Origin of the sequence: Blautia sp. MSK.18.38, assembly GCF_024460535.1 — a bacterium.
GTDB lineage: Bacteria > Bacillota > Clostridia > Lachnospirales > Lachnospiraceae > Blautia_A > Blautia_A fusiformis.
Window position 1 is genome coordinate 26,610 of the sequence record NZ_JANFYP010000021.1, and the last position, 14,345, is coordinate 40,954.

A 14,345-nucleotide genomic window follows, 5' to 3' on the forward strand; every position below is an offset into this window, starting at 1 on the left:
GACAGGTGATTAAAGTGAAAAAAATTGTACAGACAGCAAGAAGAAACGCACTGAATGAATTTGCACCACAGTTTGCACATTTTAATGATGATGTTTTGTTTGGAGAAAACTGGAATAATCAGGATATTGATGTAAAGACAAGATGTATTATAACAGTCACAGCACTTATCGCTTCAGGAATGATTAATACATCTTTAGTACATCATTTTGAAAATGCAAAAGCTCATGGAGTGACTCAGAAAGAAATTGCAGCCGTGATTACCCATATAGCATTTTATGCAGGGTGGCCAAAAGGATGGGCGGCATTCAATCTTGCAAAAGATGTCTGGAGTATAGACGAAGGTGATCTTTCATATGAAGATGAAGCAATGAGAGCTCATGCTAAAAAGATGATATTCCCGATTGGAGAGCCAAATGATAAATTTGCACAATATTTTACAGGGAAAAGTTTTTTGGCTCCTGTGTCTACGTCACAGGTTGGAATTTTCAATGTGACTTTTGAACCTGGTTGCAGTAAACTGGATTATGTAGCATAAGAGTGTATAGCGTGTCTGTAGTCTGATTTTTGCCATAAATAAGTACAGGATACACAGAGAATAGAAAAGAATGTGTATTCAGTTAAATAAGAAATAGATAGCTGGTATGAGAGAACAAGGAGTCTTTCATACCAGTTTTTTTGTGGGAAAAGGGATAGGTTGCACAGGATCTGCCAGGAGATTTCAGTAGGTTTGATGAATAGCTTTCTTCCAGAAGTGTGGTATAGTCTTGTGCTTGGAACAGGAAAACTACACAGAAGGGAGACACCGATATGACAACACAGCCAGATATTATCTGGAATGAGCAGTGCCTGGGGATACGGATAGGAGAACAGGTATGCACCTATCTGAAAAAGCATGATGCGGAATACCAGAGACTGCAAAAGAAAATACTGGAACTTACAGAGAAGTATCCAGTGATAGAAACATTTATGGAGACGAATCAGTCAATCAGCCTAACGGAAGAAGAGCATAAGGCAGTACATCGATATTTCCAACTGGAGAGCGAAAAGGAAATGATAGAAGAAGAGTACCATTTTTATATGGGACAGGCTCAAATGATTTCTTATGGAGCTATGCTGGGGAAAATAAAAAAAGCAATACTGGGAAAGGATGACGGTGACACACAGAAACTGCTGGAATTGCTGCTGGATACCTGGATTGATGAGGTCGAAGAACAGCTGAAAGAAAATATAGCGTACCAGGGAATGCTGGAAAAAATATCAAAATATGAAGAACAGGTTCAGACAATGGGATTAGCAAAAGAAAAGCGAAAAACGATAGACGCATATGTTACTGAAGTCAGTGAAAGATGGATATTATATGCGGAATCTTTATATCAGGCCGGTATGCAGAAAATCTTAGAACTACTGAATCTGTAATAAGGACGGATAAAATGGGGAAGCACGATTGAACTTCCCCATTTGTCACTTCTATTCGTCTTTGCCATCAATGAGAAATATGTATGAAACCTGAAAGATTTCAGCAATGGCTTTTAATTCAAGATCAGTGACATAACGCTTGTTTGTTTCGATTCTGGTGATTACATTTTTATCCATATCGTAACCAGCTAACTGGAGTTTATAGGCAAGATCACGCTGAGACATATTGTGAGTCCTGCGAAGCTCAATCAACCGTTGGCTGATCAGATTCTTCTCACCAGACTGTGTCCTTGGCTTTGGCATTTTAAATCTCTTCCTCTCTGGTAAAAGGATGGCTTGTCTCACTTTTTGCACCATCTGTATTGATTTTAACGATTGGACAAGGTAGAATCGGTTGTAAAAGTGAGACAAAGTAGAAGAGAAGGGAGAAATATATGGAGCAGGCAAAGATAGAACAGCTTGCATTTTTATATCTATGCAGCGAGCATGATAAAAGGTTATTGCTGAAAAAAGAAAAAATGCCGTTAGCTGATTTTGACAGGTTGACCTACTTGATTTACCATTTTGGTTTTAAGGAATACCATATAAAAGTGTGGATGGAATTTGCAGGAGAGTTCAAAAAAGAGTGGGATTGTCTGGAAGCACTTCATGAAACAGGTGGATGTGTCGGAAACATAGGAAATACAGAGTCGGAAATTAAACTCCATGAGCTGTGGATTCGGGATTTTTATAAAAACGCACCAAAAGAAAACAGGGAATGGATTCTGGAATTATCTTAAAAATGCAAATAAAAATATACCTTAATTCATTTTTGTGGTATCATTGTTGGTAGAGTTTATGAAGTTTGATTTTGCGGGAACTTGCTATCACTGTGAAGTGATAAGAGATAAGTACACGAGGAGAATACTGATATGAAGAATAGACGAAAGTTTTCTATTTTTATAAGTTCTACCTATGAAGATCTTAAAAAGGAAAGACAGGCATTGGTAGGTGTGGCACTAGAGAATAATTTTATTCCGGTAGGTATGGAGCAATTCCATGCTGCACCTACAAGTCAATGGAATGTTATAACAAAAATGATTGATGAGTGTGATTTTTATCTTCTTGTTATTGGTGCTAGGTATGGCTCAATCGATGAAGAAACTGGTATAAGTTACACGGAGAAAGAGTACAATTATGCAAAAACTAAAGGATTACCAGTACTTGTATTGATTAAACAACCTTCAGCTATTTCTGAAAGTGAAAAAGATACTGGAAATGATAAGTATGATAAAATGAAGAGGCTGGATGAGTTTAGAGAAAAAGTCAAAAATGATAAAAATACAGTTGATTTTTTCACAGATTTAAACAGTTTAAAGTATGTGGCATCACCGACATTTAGGAACGCCGTTAACTATGTTGATGATAACGCTGGATGGGTTCGATATCGAGATATAGTGGATATAATTAATGAAGAGGCAGAAGGACGAAATAAAGCAAATACTGAACTTGGAGAACATCAACAGAAGATGCTAGATGATATGAAAGAGATGTTTTCTCAATTCTATAGTAGACTCACTGATCTAGAGAATAACCAGTTAACCTTGAAAGAAATTCCTACCGCAACAAGTGAAGATATCAAAAAATTGTTCCAGGTTGAAGATAATACGTTGATTATTGGAAATCCAGAAGAAAATAAATCAGTTGTAGGACTAGATGATGTTGGGAACATTCCAGTGGACTCGGCTTTTTTATTAGTGTATGCGGCTGACGGTGATGGGCAAATACTAAAGATACGGACACTTGATTCGCCTACTCAGATTTTTACATCAGGTAAGCAGTTTATGGCCGATAATTCAAAAAGAGAATCTGCGAGATGGGAAGAGGCTTTAGACAGACTTATAGAATGGGGCTGGGTTAAAGCTGTAGGGTATAAAGGTGAAATATTTGAATTGACCGGAACAGGTTATAGCAAAGCTGATTGGTTAAAAAACAATATGGCAATAGATACTTCAAAAGAACCGCTTGACGAGTTAAAAGAGTTTGAAGATTAATACTGATTAAACTAATACAGTTATGTGTATTTATTTGTAAATATGCATGACTGTATTTTTTATTACGGGCAGAGCTCTTCGGGGTTCTGCCCTTTGTTCTTTTCCCAGATCAAAAGACCACCTGCTGGAAAAAAACAAAGAAAATTAGAAAGGATGTGGTGACTTATCATTATAGGAATTGATCATGGATATTATGCCATCAAAACGCCCCATGTGTGCTTCCCGACCGGACTGACCGGATACGATTACGAGCCGTATACCATGCAGAATGTCCTGCAGTACAATGGGAAATTTTATGTGTGTGGAACCGGGCGGCAGACGCTGGTGAGAAGTAAGACTTCCAATGACAATTATTATCTTTTGACAATGGCAGCCATTGCCCAGGAAATCCGCTATCGCCGGGGAGAGCGGAAAACAGATGTAGTTCTGGCAGCCGGTCTTCCACTGGCAAGTTTTGGCAGGGAGAAAAAAGGCTTCCGGGAATATCTGTTTCGGAAAGAGCAGCCTCTGCGTTTCCGGTACGAGGATGAGAGCTATGAGATCCGGATTCAGGATGTAAAACTGTTCCCACAGGGATACTCAGCCCTGGCTCTCCACCCGGAATGTGTTCGGGACGAGCCTTCTGTTCTTCTCGCAGATATCGGTGGCTGGACCGTAGACCTGATGCGGCTGGACAACAGTGTTCCAAATGCCGCTACCTGCCGCAGCCTGGAACTTGGTGTGATCCGGTGTGTGGATGAGATCACCGAGCAGGTACGCAGAAATACCGGACTGTCTGTAACGGATATTCAGATCGAACGTGTTCTGAACGGCCAGAGCTGCAGCATGGACCCGGCCGCAAAAGAAATCATTGTCCGGCAGGGAAGGCTCTACACGGAGAAAATACTGTCTGCAATTATGGAAGCCGGGTTCGATCTGAAGGCAATTCCGTCCGTGATCATGGGCGGCGGAGCCAGCATTCTGAAACGGCACGTGACACCGCAGGACGGGCTGTGTCGGCAGATTTACCTGACAGACGTACACGCCAATGCTTCCGGCTATGAGCGGATTGTGGGGCAGATGTGCGCGAAGTAAAGAGACCCGTTTTCTCGTTCCGCCTGAACCTTGATAACCCAGATCACAAAAAGGCATGGGAGATCCTGCAAAGTGTTCCAGATGGACAGAAGAGCAGCTATCTGGTTCAGGTGATCTTAAAAGATCAGGAAAACAACCAGCTGGAGAAAAGCATCCGGCAGGCAATCCGGGAAGAACTGGCAGGTGTTTCCATTTCTGGCTCCGGGGAGAGTGTTTCAAAAAAGGAAGAAATCCCGTCCCAGATGCTGGATTTTCTCTCCGGGCTTGAGGATGCATTCTGAAAAAGTCAAGTCTTTCCTGGTGATAAAATAGCCAAATTTCAAGCAGTCAAATTAGTATAAATCACGGATTTTTGAAAGGGGTGATGCCTATTGAATGTTATTGGATCTGCATCCTTTGGGAGCTTTTGAGAGCCTCATATTCGTTGGGTATTGTGAATAGCTTTCTGTCAGGTTTTAGGGTATGTTGTATGTAGAAAAAAGAAAGGAGAACGAACACAATGGAGATGAAAAACATATGCGGAAAAATCCCGGTAGAGCTGCATGAAAAGCTAAAACTGGAAGTCGAAGAGTTAGGAATCAGCATACCAAAATACCTTGAAATGGTAATCGAAGAACACATGACAAGAAAAGGAGAAAAGACGAACATGGCAGATTTAAGAACAGTAGCAGTACAGGTAACCGAGGATTTATTTTCCAGACTGAAAGCAGTCCTCGCCAGGAATGGCATGAAACAGAAAGACTTCTTAATCGGGCTTATCGAAGATGCAATCGAAAAAGAAGAAGCCAAATGGAAAGCAGAGTCAGAGGAAGCCGAAGAAACAGAAATGGAAGAGCCTGAGACTGCGAAATCAGAACCGGATGAAGAGTCAGTAGAACCTGAAGCAGAAGAGCCTGAGACAGAAGCACTGGAAGCTGAAACAGACGGAGAAATGACAGAACCGGACGAAGCTGAAGCAGATGAAGAGCCGACAGAGCCAGAAAACGAAGAGCCAGCGGAAGCAGAGCCAACAGAACTGGAAACCGAAGAAGCAGAAGAATCTGAGCCAGAGGAAGCGGAATCAGAAGAATAGACATTACAAAACAGAAACCAAGAGACGGAAACGGTGCAGAGAAATCTGCACTGTTTTTTTCGCAGCGAAGGGAGGCTGATAGCCGGAACAATTCGATTTTTTGACCTGTTCAGTGGAATCGGAGGATTCCGAGAAGGGCTGCACAGGGCAGGGGGCTTCACCTGTGTCGGACACTGTGAAGCAGATGCATATGCAGACCACAACTACCGGGTGCTGTTTGATACGGAAGGAGAGTGGTTCTGCAATGACGCAAGAAATATTGAAACAGAACGAATGCCGGACTTTGATCTTTTATGTGCGGGATTTCCTTGCCAGGCATTCTCAATCGCTGGACGAAGGGAAGGATTTGCCGATGCAAGAGGAACCCTTTTCTTTGAAGTTGCCAGACTGGTTGCAGACAAACGACCTGCGTATTTTCTCCTTGAAAACGTACCCGGTCTGCTTTCGCATGACAAAGGGCGGACGTTTCACACCATCCTCAGTACGCTATCTGAACTGGGGTATCATGTCGAATGGAAAGTGCTTAACAGCAAGGATTTCGGAGTCCCCCAGTCAAGGAAGCGGGTGTATATTGTCGGATATCTTGATGGAAGATGTGCCGGAAAAATATTACCTTTCCCAAAAGCAAATGGAACAGCTCTTATACAAGTCCATGCTGGCAAACAGGGAGAAAGAGTCTACGCAGAAGAAGGACTGAGCTGCACGCTGACCAGCGGGGCTGGTGGTATGGGCGGCAAGACCGGATTATACGAAGTCGGTATCCCAATCAAGGAAAACACCCGAAAAGGATACAAGATGGCCTACGAGGGGGACAGCATCGATCTCGGATATCCGGGAATCAACAGTCGCAGGGGGAGAGTCGGGCATGAGATCGCCCATACCCTGACGACCGGAAACCAGCAGGGAACACTGCATTTTGTAGATATCTCCCCTCCGCCGCTGGTGACAGACGTTGCAAGATGTCTGAATACCAGACAGGATTCCAGCATCCATAACCACAGAGGCGAAAGTTCCGGGGTGCTGGTGGAAGAAGCGCCAAGGGCAGTGCTGACACCGGCCAAGGAAAAAGTCCGCCAGAATGGAAGAAGGATGAAAGAACCGGAAGAGCCAATGTTCACCATTACGGCAACTGACCGTCATGGAGTGATTTACCACGGCAGAATCCGCAGGCTGACGCCAAGGGAGTGTCTGCGGCTGCAGGGATATCGGGATGGTCAGATTTCCAAGATGGAAAAAGAAACATCGGATAACCAGCTTTACAAGCAGGCCGGTAATGGTGTCACTGTCAATGTCATTGAAGCAATAGGCAGAAATTTGAAAGCAGTAGATGAAGAGATCCAAAGCGGCTCACCTGTTCCAGAAGCGAAGGGTGGGTGAAGCAGATCGACCTAAAAGACCAGTATTTTGGTACAGAGATTGAGATGACAGGTATCAGCCGCTATGATGCGGCTGTTGCGATTGGAAGAATGTTCGGAACAGAGCCATATCATATCCGTTCTTACGATTCATGGTGTGTAAAAGATTCAGATGGAAAAACGTGGAAATTTTCAAGAGACAGCAGTATCGACTGTGAAAGGCTGGCAAATGGTACTGTAATAGATGCCGATGGAGATTATTCGACAGAAATGGTATCCCCGAAATTGGAATATTCGGAAATGGGGAAACTCCAGGAAGTGGTGCGGTGTGTCAAAAACGCAGGTGCTTTTGTCAATTCATCCTGTGGCATGCATGTCCATGTGGACGCATCCAATCATACACCAAGGAGTCTGAAAAATGCACTGACGATCATGTACTGCAAAGAGGATATTCTGTTCAAAGCCTTAAATGTACAGACGAGAAGGGAAGATGAGTATTGCCAGAAAGTCCGTCCTATGGTATTGGAGAAGATCCGCCGGATGCCAAACAGCACCATCACGATGGAAAAATTCAAAAGGGCATGGTATGAGGGAAATGACGGAAGCTCCGAGCATTACAACTGGACAAGGTATTATGCCTTAAACCTACATGCTGTTTTTTCCAAGGGAACACTGGAATGGCGTTGTTTTGAAAGCACCCTCCATGCAGGAAAAGTCCGGTCGAATATCACACTGGCACTTGCCATATCCGCACAGGCGATCAACCAATCTTGTACCCATGCAAAAAAGACGGAGATCGGGGATAACCCGGCATTTACGTTCCGCACCTTTCTGCTCCGCCTCGGATTGATCGGGGACGAATACAAAAATGTGCGGAAGCATCTGCTTGCCAATCTGGACGGGGATAAGGCATGGCGGTATGACAAAAGTACCTATGCCTGTCTGCAGAATCCAAGACGGACAGATGATGCGAGATAACAGAATAATGAGAACAGACAGGCCGGGTGGAAACATCCGGCTGTTCTTATGCAAAATGAAGAAAAAGAAGAAAGAGGTAGAAAACATGAAGAGTAAATATCGATTCAGGCGAATCCTTTCAGGGGTGATGGCGGCAGTCACCATCTTATCCACGGTCATTTCACCGCTGACGGTGTATGCTTCGGAAGAGCCGAAAGCGGCGGAACCGCCAGCGTATGAATCCGTAAAGGATCAGCTGGATGAAAATGAAGTGGTAAAAGCCACCGATCTGGAGCTGGAAGTCGGACAGGACTTTGATGTTTCCACGGATTTTACAAATTTGGAAATCAAGGACGAAAGCAAAGTCAAAGTGACATTCCAGAAAGCAGAGAATGACGCCGGGGAGAACTTCAGCACCAGCCATGCAGACACTTACCATGCCGTTTATTATGTGGAGCCAGTCAACCAGAACCAGCCGGTTTATCAGATTGGGAGAAACCTGATCGTAAAAGAGCCTGTGACAGCAGCTCAGAGTGAACCGCAGACAGAACAGGCAGTTACCGAAGAGGATACAGGTTCTGATGATGAGGAAGCTGCCTCGCAGGAAGAAACTGAGACAGTGCCTGTAGAGACAGAAATTGTTGAGCCGGAGACAGCTGAATCTGAAACAGAAGAACCGGAAGAAACAGAACCCGAATTTCAGGACGGACTTTCCGAATCCGAGTTTGATGCTGCATTAGAAAAATCCGAAACGGAAAATACAACCGATGAAGAATCCGGGCTGACACTCAGCGATGTTCTGGAGCAGGCAGGGGAACAGGATATTGACCTGATGGCAATGGAAGATGGGGAAACCGTTTCATTCACCGCAGTCAATACCAGTACAAGAGCAACACAGGACGTAGATGTGACAAGAGGGGCTGCATACTATTATGCAGACTACGGTCTGGGTTCCTATGTAACTTATAAATATACCGTAAAATTTGGAAACGTGTCTGCAACTGCCTACTGTGTGCAGCCGTCCAAGGCAGGACCTGGGGATGGTGTCTATAAGATCACCAAACTGGGTGACAGCAAAGCACTGGCAAAAGTATGCTACTACGGCACAAAAGCATCCGGCGAAAATGGATTTTTCTCAGAGAAACATCCTGATTTTTCCGCTGGAAAACAGTTTATCATTGTCCATCTGGCTGCGTCTTATGCCAATAACAGTAGTGACGCTTTTTCCGGTACGAATGCAACCGGACAGGCTCTGGCAATGGAACTCTACAATTATTGCATGAGCCAGCCGGAGATACCGGAAGTGGACATGAGTTTCTCCAATGCAAATGTTACCGCATATATCAGCGGCAACAGCCAGAGAACAGAAGAGATCACCTTCAAGGCATCCGAACTGCAGACCATCACCATGAAGCTGCCGTCCGGTGTCAAACTGCATAATGTGACAACGGGAAAAACAAGCAGTGCAGGTGCATCCGTGGAGATCTGCGGCGGTACCAAATTCTACTTATCTGCACCGCTGACACAGGCAGTGAATGTCAAAGGGGAATGGTCTGTCACCATGAAGGGAAGCATCATCAAAGATTATTCCGCTTATAAGATCACAACCGGAAGCGAGACACAGGACCTTGCCCTGGTATTTGGCGAGGGTGTGACCGATGAGAAATATGTAGATTTTAAAGTATCATGGGTAAAACAGGCAACTCTGGAGATCGTAAAGAAAGACCGTAAGAGCAACAAAGCCATCGCAGGTGCAGTTTATGGCGTTTATAGTGACAAGGATGGAAAGAACCTGATCACAAAGATGCCGGCCACAGATGCCAACGGAGCTTCCAGCGTTACGATCACCAAAACACAGGATACCGTATACCTGAAAGAGATCTCCGTACCAAACGGATATCTGCTGGATACCAAAGCCTACGATGTGAAACTGGTCATCGGGGATACCGTAAAACAGACCGTTACCGATGCAGAGCAGATGGCAAGCCTGACCGTTTACAAATTAGGCGAAGTCCTGACCGGAGCAAAGGTGACCGATGATGGTGTTTCCTTTGTTTATACAGAGCAGAAACAAAAAGGCGCGGTTTACAACGTTTATGCTGCAGAGGAAATTGTATCCGCAGACGGAACAATCATCTACAAAAAAGATGCACTGGTTAAAGCCGGACTCACCACCGGGGATGACGGAAGTGCCACACTGGATAAGTTATATCTGGGGAAATATGTGGTAAAAGAAATGCAGGCACCACAAAATCTGGTATGCACTGGTGAAAGCCAGGAGATCACCCTTTCCTATGCCGGAAGTAATGTGGAAAAGGTCATGGGAAGCGTGACATTCAAAAATGACCGCCAGAAAGCAAGCGTGAGTGTATACAAACAGGATAAAGAAACCAGGAAATATCTTCCGGGCGGCACTTATGGTCTGTATGCCGGAAATGACATCAAAGCAGCGGACGGAACCATTGTGGTCAAGAAAGATACTCTCATTGAGAAAGCAGTGACCGGAACAGACGGAAAAGCCGTATATCAGGCAGACCTGCCAATCGCCAACAGCTACTACATGAAAGAGCTGGGTGCACCAGCTGGATATGTGAGAAACGGCGAGGATGTGTACTCCTTTACCTTCCAGTACACAACAGACAAAGAGGCAACGGTTTCTTTCAACCATACGTTCCAGAATGAGCGGATCAATGCGAAGATCAAACTGGTAAAAGAGGATTCCGAAACCGGAAAGACCGCACAGGGAGATGCAACACTTGAGGGTGCTGTTTACGGATTGTATGCCCGTGAAGATATCGTACATCCAGATGGACAGACAGGTGTTCTTTACCCGGCAGGAACACAGATTGCAACCCTGACTACGGATACAGAGGGAAATGCAGAAGTCGCAGACCTCTATCTCGGAAAGTATTACGTGAAAGAACTGACTCCGCCTGTCGGATATCTGACAGACACGGAAGAACATGATCTGGAGTGTAATGACGAGGGAGATCTGGTTCAGACGGTAGAACGTACCGCAACTTCTCTGGAAGATGTGATCAAACAGCCGTTCCAGGTCATTAAAGCAGCCAACAATGGTAAGACCGATGCCGATCTGTTAAAAGGTGTGGGATTCAGTGCATATCTGGAGAGCAGCCTGAAGAAAAATAAGGACGGTTCCTATGACTTTGCATCTGCTACTCCGGTCGTGCTGACCGCAGACGGACAGACAGAAATGTTCACGGATGAGCGTGGATATGCATGCTCCATTCCGCTTGCATACGGAACCTACATTGTAAGGGAGACCACCACACCGCACAACTTCAAACCAGTCGATGACTTTAAGGTTGTGATCTCGGAAAACAATCCGGATCAGCCGCAGGTATGGCGTGTGCTTCTGGACGAAGAGTTTGAAGCAAAATTAAAGATCGTCAAAAAAGATGACGAGACAAAGAAATCTGTCCTGGTTCCGAATACCGAGTTTAAAGTATACAATCTGGATAACAAGAAATATGTGGAACAGGTGACCACCTACCCATCTACTACGGTACATAAATCTTATTTTACGGATGAGAATGGATACCTGATCCTGCCACAGAATCTGGCTTGTGGAAATTACCGCATCGAAGAAGTGACTGCACCGGATGGATACACCCACAGTGCCAATACCGTGGAAATCAAGGTAGACAGCGATACCGCATACCAGGAAGATCCGGTCAGCGGTGACCTGATCATCGAGGTGGAATTCGAGAACCACCCGGCAAAAGGCAGACTGACCATCCACAAGGAAGGAGAAGTAGTCAAAGGTTTTGACAAGGATTTCACCTATGAGGAAGCCAGCCTTGCAGGAGCCGTGTTTGAGGTTTATGCCGCAGAAGATATCTATACCGCAGACCATCAGAAAGATGAGAACGGCAACCGTTATCTGGAATATGCCAAAGACACACTGGTGGCAACGGTGACAACTGATGAAACCGGAAGTGCCGTAATCGAGAATCTTCCGCTCGGAACATACCGGGTAGAAGAGAAAAAAGCACCGGAAGGCTACACCTGGAATGCCAAAGGGGAAGAGGTAACCTTTACCTATGCCGGACAGGATACCCCGGTCGTAGACGAAGAAGTGACATTTAAAAATGAACGCCAGAAAGTAAGCATCACCGTGGAAAAACAGGACGCAGAAACCGGAAGCGTGGTAGCCGGAGCTGTATTTGGACTTTACAATAAGAAGGAAATCAAATCAGGCAACAAGGTCATCGTGAAAGCAGATACCTTATTACAGGAGATCACAAGCGATGAAAAAGGACAGGCACACTTTACCCTGGACCTGCCGCTTGGAACTTATTATGTAAAAGAGATTTCCGCACCGGACGGTTTTGTATCCTCTGATGAGGTACTGGAATTTGATGCCACCTATCAGGGGCAGGACATTCCGACCATCAAGCTGAAATCTGTGAAGAAGAACCAGCCGACCACCATCGAGATGACCAAATCCGATCTGACCACAGGCGTAGAGCTGAACGGGGCATCCCTTTCTGTTCTGGACAAGGATGGAAATGTGATCGACAGCTGGACTTCCGTAAAGGATGAGCCTCATGTGATCAAATATCTGACTGTTGGAAAAACTTATATCCTCCGTGAATCCCTTGCACCGCTTGGTTATTTAAAGACCACAGATGTGGAATTCACCGTTCAGGATACCGCAAAAGTACAGAAAGTGGAAATGAAGGACGATGTGCCGAAAGCCCTACTGATTGTAAACAAGAAAGGCGAATTCCTCGATAAGATCACCCTGCTGGACAATGTCAAAGGCGTTGTAGAGCATCTGTTTGAGTACATCACGGGAAGCCTGACAGACGTTACTTTTGAGATTTACGCTGCAGAGGATATTAAAGCAGCCGATGGCGTAAGCCCGGATTACTATTCCAAAGATGAGCTGGTAGCAACCGTGACAACGGACGCAAACGGTATTGCAAAAGTATCTGATCTTCCGGTTGGAAAATACTATATCAAAGAGGTAGGGACAGCATATGGTTATGTGCTGGATGAAGAACCACGATATGTAGATCTTTCTTACCGTGATCAGGATACCCCGGTTGTCGTATACGATGAGGACTGGCAGAACAACCGTCAGAAAGTAAAAGTGAACGTTCTGAAGAAAGAAAAGGATACTGATCGTGTATTAAAAGGCGGCATCTTTGGACTGTACACCAGAAACGACATCCTGTCCGCATCTGGAAAGGTGTTGATGGAAGCGGATACCCTGATTGAGTTAAAAACAACCGATGCAGACGGAAAGATTTCCTTTATTGCGGATCTGCCGATAGACGGAACCTATTATGTGAAGGAGTTGTATGCACCGGATGGATTTGTTACCACCGGAGAAGAGCAGGAATTTGTTTTTGAGTACCAGGGAGATAAAGAAGCAGAAGCGGTTTATGAGTTTGTATTTGAAGATGAGCCGACCACCGTGGAGCTTTCCAAAACCGATCTGACCACGGGCGAGGAACTGCCGGGAGCCAGATTACAGCTGACTGATGAAAATGGGGCTGTTGTTGAGGAATGGACATCCACTGAGGAGTCTCACATCATCAAAGAACTGGTCGTAGGAAAATCTTACACCCTGAAAGAGACCAAGCCGGCCGATGGATATGCCACTGCGGAAAGCATCACATTCACTGTGGAAAATACCGCAGAGATCCAGAAACAGGTGATGGAAGATGACGTGACCAAAGTGGAGATCAGCAAAACAGATATTACCGGAGATAATGAGATCGAAGGAGCCAAACTGACCATTACAGATGAAAATGGCAACATCGTAGAAACCTGGACTTCCGGTAAAGAGCCGCACTATATCGAAAAACTTCCAATCGGTAAATACACCCTGAAAGAAGAGCAGGCTCCAAACGGTTATATCGCAGCGGAAGAGATCACCTTCGAGGTGGCAGACACCGCAGAGATCCAGAAGGTAGCCATGAAAGACGATACCGCAAAGGGACGTCTGATCGTTGAGAAAACAGATAAGGATACCGGAGCTGCACTGAAAGGAGCGGAATTTGAACTGAGGGATGCTGATGACAAAGTGGTAGAAACACTGACCACCGATGAAAACGGCCATGCAACCAGCGGATTGCTTGCAATCGGAACTTATAAGGACGGCAAATTTGATAAGGCAGCCCCTTATTATCTGGTTGAGACAAAAGCACCGGAAGGATACCAGTTGGATGAGACCAAACATGAGGTGACATTTACCTATGTAGATGACAAAACTCCAGTGATCGAAGTCATCCAGAAAGTGACGAACGAGAAGCTGCCGGAGGATACCCCGTCTGTAAGCAACCCGAAAACAGGCGATGACACCAACCTCTGGATTCCGGCCCTGTGCCTGATTTTTTCTGCAGGCGGTTTGATTGGTATGGGTGTGGCATCCAGAAGAAAGAAGAAAAAAGGGGGCAGATAGG

Annotated in this window: 10 protein-coding genes and 1 pseudogene; 10 read left to right on the top strand and 1 reads right to left on the bottom strand. The window is 45.1% G+C overall.

Translation table 11 applies throughout. The annotated features are described in order from the left end of the window. Positions 1-14: 14 nt before the first annotated feature. Both NE638_RS13020 and NE638_RS13025 read left to right on the top strand, forming a co-directional pair. Positions 15-512: pseudogene (locus NE638_RS13020) on the top strand (carboxymuconolactone decarboxylase family protein); the annotation flags it as partial. 296 nt (positions 513-808) lie between these two features. Next, on the top strand, positions 809-1,417 hold the full coding sequence (locus NE638_RS13025) for a DUF6664 family protein (RefSeq protein ID WP_025577054.1): 609 nt from the start codon (positions 809-811) through the stop codon (positions 1,415-1,417). 51 nt (positions 1,418-1,468) lie between these two features. Here NE638_RS13025 and NE638_RS13030 read toward each other — a convergent pair whose 3' ends face one another. Continuing rightward, positions 1,469-1,720 (bottom strand): helix-turn-helix domain-containing protein, encoded by a 252-nt coding sequence (locus NE638_RS13030; RefSeq protein ID WP_019162211.1) that lies wholly within the window; start codon positions 1,718-1,720, stop codon positions 1,469-1,471. Between the two features lie 131 nt (positions 1,721-1,851). Between NE638_RS13030 and NE638_RS13035 the strand changes: the two genes are divergently transcribed. The 8 genes from NE638_RS13035 (at position 1,852) to NE638_RS13070 (ending at position 14,344) form a co-directional block, all read left to right on the top strand. Next, entirely contained in the window at positions 1,852-2,196 is a 345-nt protein-coding gene (locus tag NE638_RS13035; protein WP_055147693.1) for a hypothetical protein, read from the top strand. A 132-nt stretch (positions 2,197-2,328) separates the two neighbouring features. Continuing rightward, the gene (locus NE638_RS13040) at positions 2,329-3,450 is read left to right on the top strand and encodes a DUF4062 domain-containing protein (protein ID WP_055147696.1); all 1,122 of its coding nucleotides are present in this window, start codon (positions 2,329-2,331) and stop codon (positions 3,448-3,450) included. 165 nt (positions 3,451-3,615) lie between these two features. Further along, positions 3,616-4,524 (top strand): ParM/StbA family protein, encoded by a 909-nt coding sequence (locus tag NE638_RS13045; protein ID WP_161208660.1) that lies wholly within the window; start codon positions 3,616-3,618, stop codon positions 4,522-4,524. Continuing rightward, positions 4,512-4,805, top strand: coding sequence for a hypothetical protein (locus NE638_RS13050; protein ID WP_006428275.1), 294 nt, complete (start codon positions 4,512-4,514; stop codon positions 4,803-4,805). Before NE638_RS13045 ends, NE638_RS13050 begins: the two co-directional genes overlap by 13 nt. A gap of 218 nt (positions 4,806-5,023) precedes the next feature. Then, a complete protein-coding gene (locus tag NE638_RS13055) occupies positions 5,024-5,596 on the top strand; it encodes a hypothetical protein (protein ID WP_147632518.1) in 573 nt (190 codons plus the stop codon). A 75-nt stretch (positions 5,597-5,671) separates the two neighbouring features. After that, positions 5,672-6,973, top strand: a complete 1,302-nt coding sequence (dcm, locus tag NE638_RS13060; protein ID WP_243257341.1) for a DNA (cytosine-5-)-methyltransferase — start codon at positions 5,672-5,674, stop codon at positions 6,971-6,973. A 5-nt stretch (positions 6,974-6,978) separates the two neighbouring features. Next, complete coding sequence (locus NE638_RS13065) at positions 6,979-7,929, top strand: amidoligase family protein (RefSeq protein ID WP_071849528.1); 951 nt, start codon at positions 6,979-6,981, stop codon at positions 7,927-7,929. Between the two features lie 85 nt (positions 7,930-8,014). Further along, positions 8,015-14,344, top strand: coding sequence for a SpaA isopeptide-forming pilin-related protein (locus NE638_RS13070; RefSeq protein ID WP_244094846.1), 6,330 nt, complete (start codon positions 8,015-8,017; stop codon positions 14,342-14,344). Position 14,345: the final 1 nt, after the last annotated feature.

Bases quoted from the DNA above. Each gene is read 5' to 3' on its own strand.
- NE638_RS13025 (WP_025577054.1), top strand. From the start codon at position 809: ATGACAACACAGCCAGATATTATCTGGAATGAGCAGTGCCTGGGGATA.
- NE638_RS13030 (WP_019162211.1), bottom strand. From the start codon at position 1,720: ATGCCAAAGCCAAGGACACAGTCTGGTGAGAAGAATCTGATCAGCCAA.
- NE638_RS13055 (WP_147632518.1), top strand. From the start codon at position 5,024: ATGGAGATGAAAAACATATGCGGAAAAATCCCGGTAGAGCTGCATGAA.
- NE638_RS13035 (WP_055147693.1), top strand. From the start codon at position 1,852: ATGGAGCAGGCAAAGATAGAACAGCTTGCATTTTTATATCTATGCAGC.
- NE638_RS13040 (WP_055147696.1), top strand. From the start codon at position 2,329: ATGAAGAATAGACGAAAGTTTTCTATTTTTATAAGTTCTACCTATGAA.
- NE638_RS13070 (WP_244094846.1), top strand. From the start codon at position 8,015: ATGAAGAGTAAATATCGATTCAGGCGAATCCTTTCAGGGGTGATGGCG.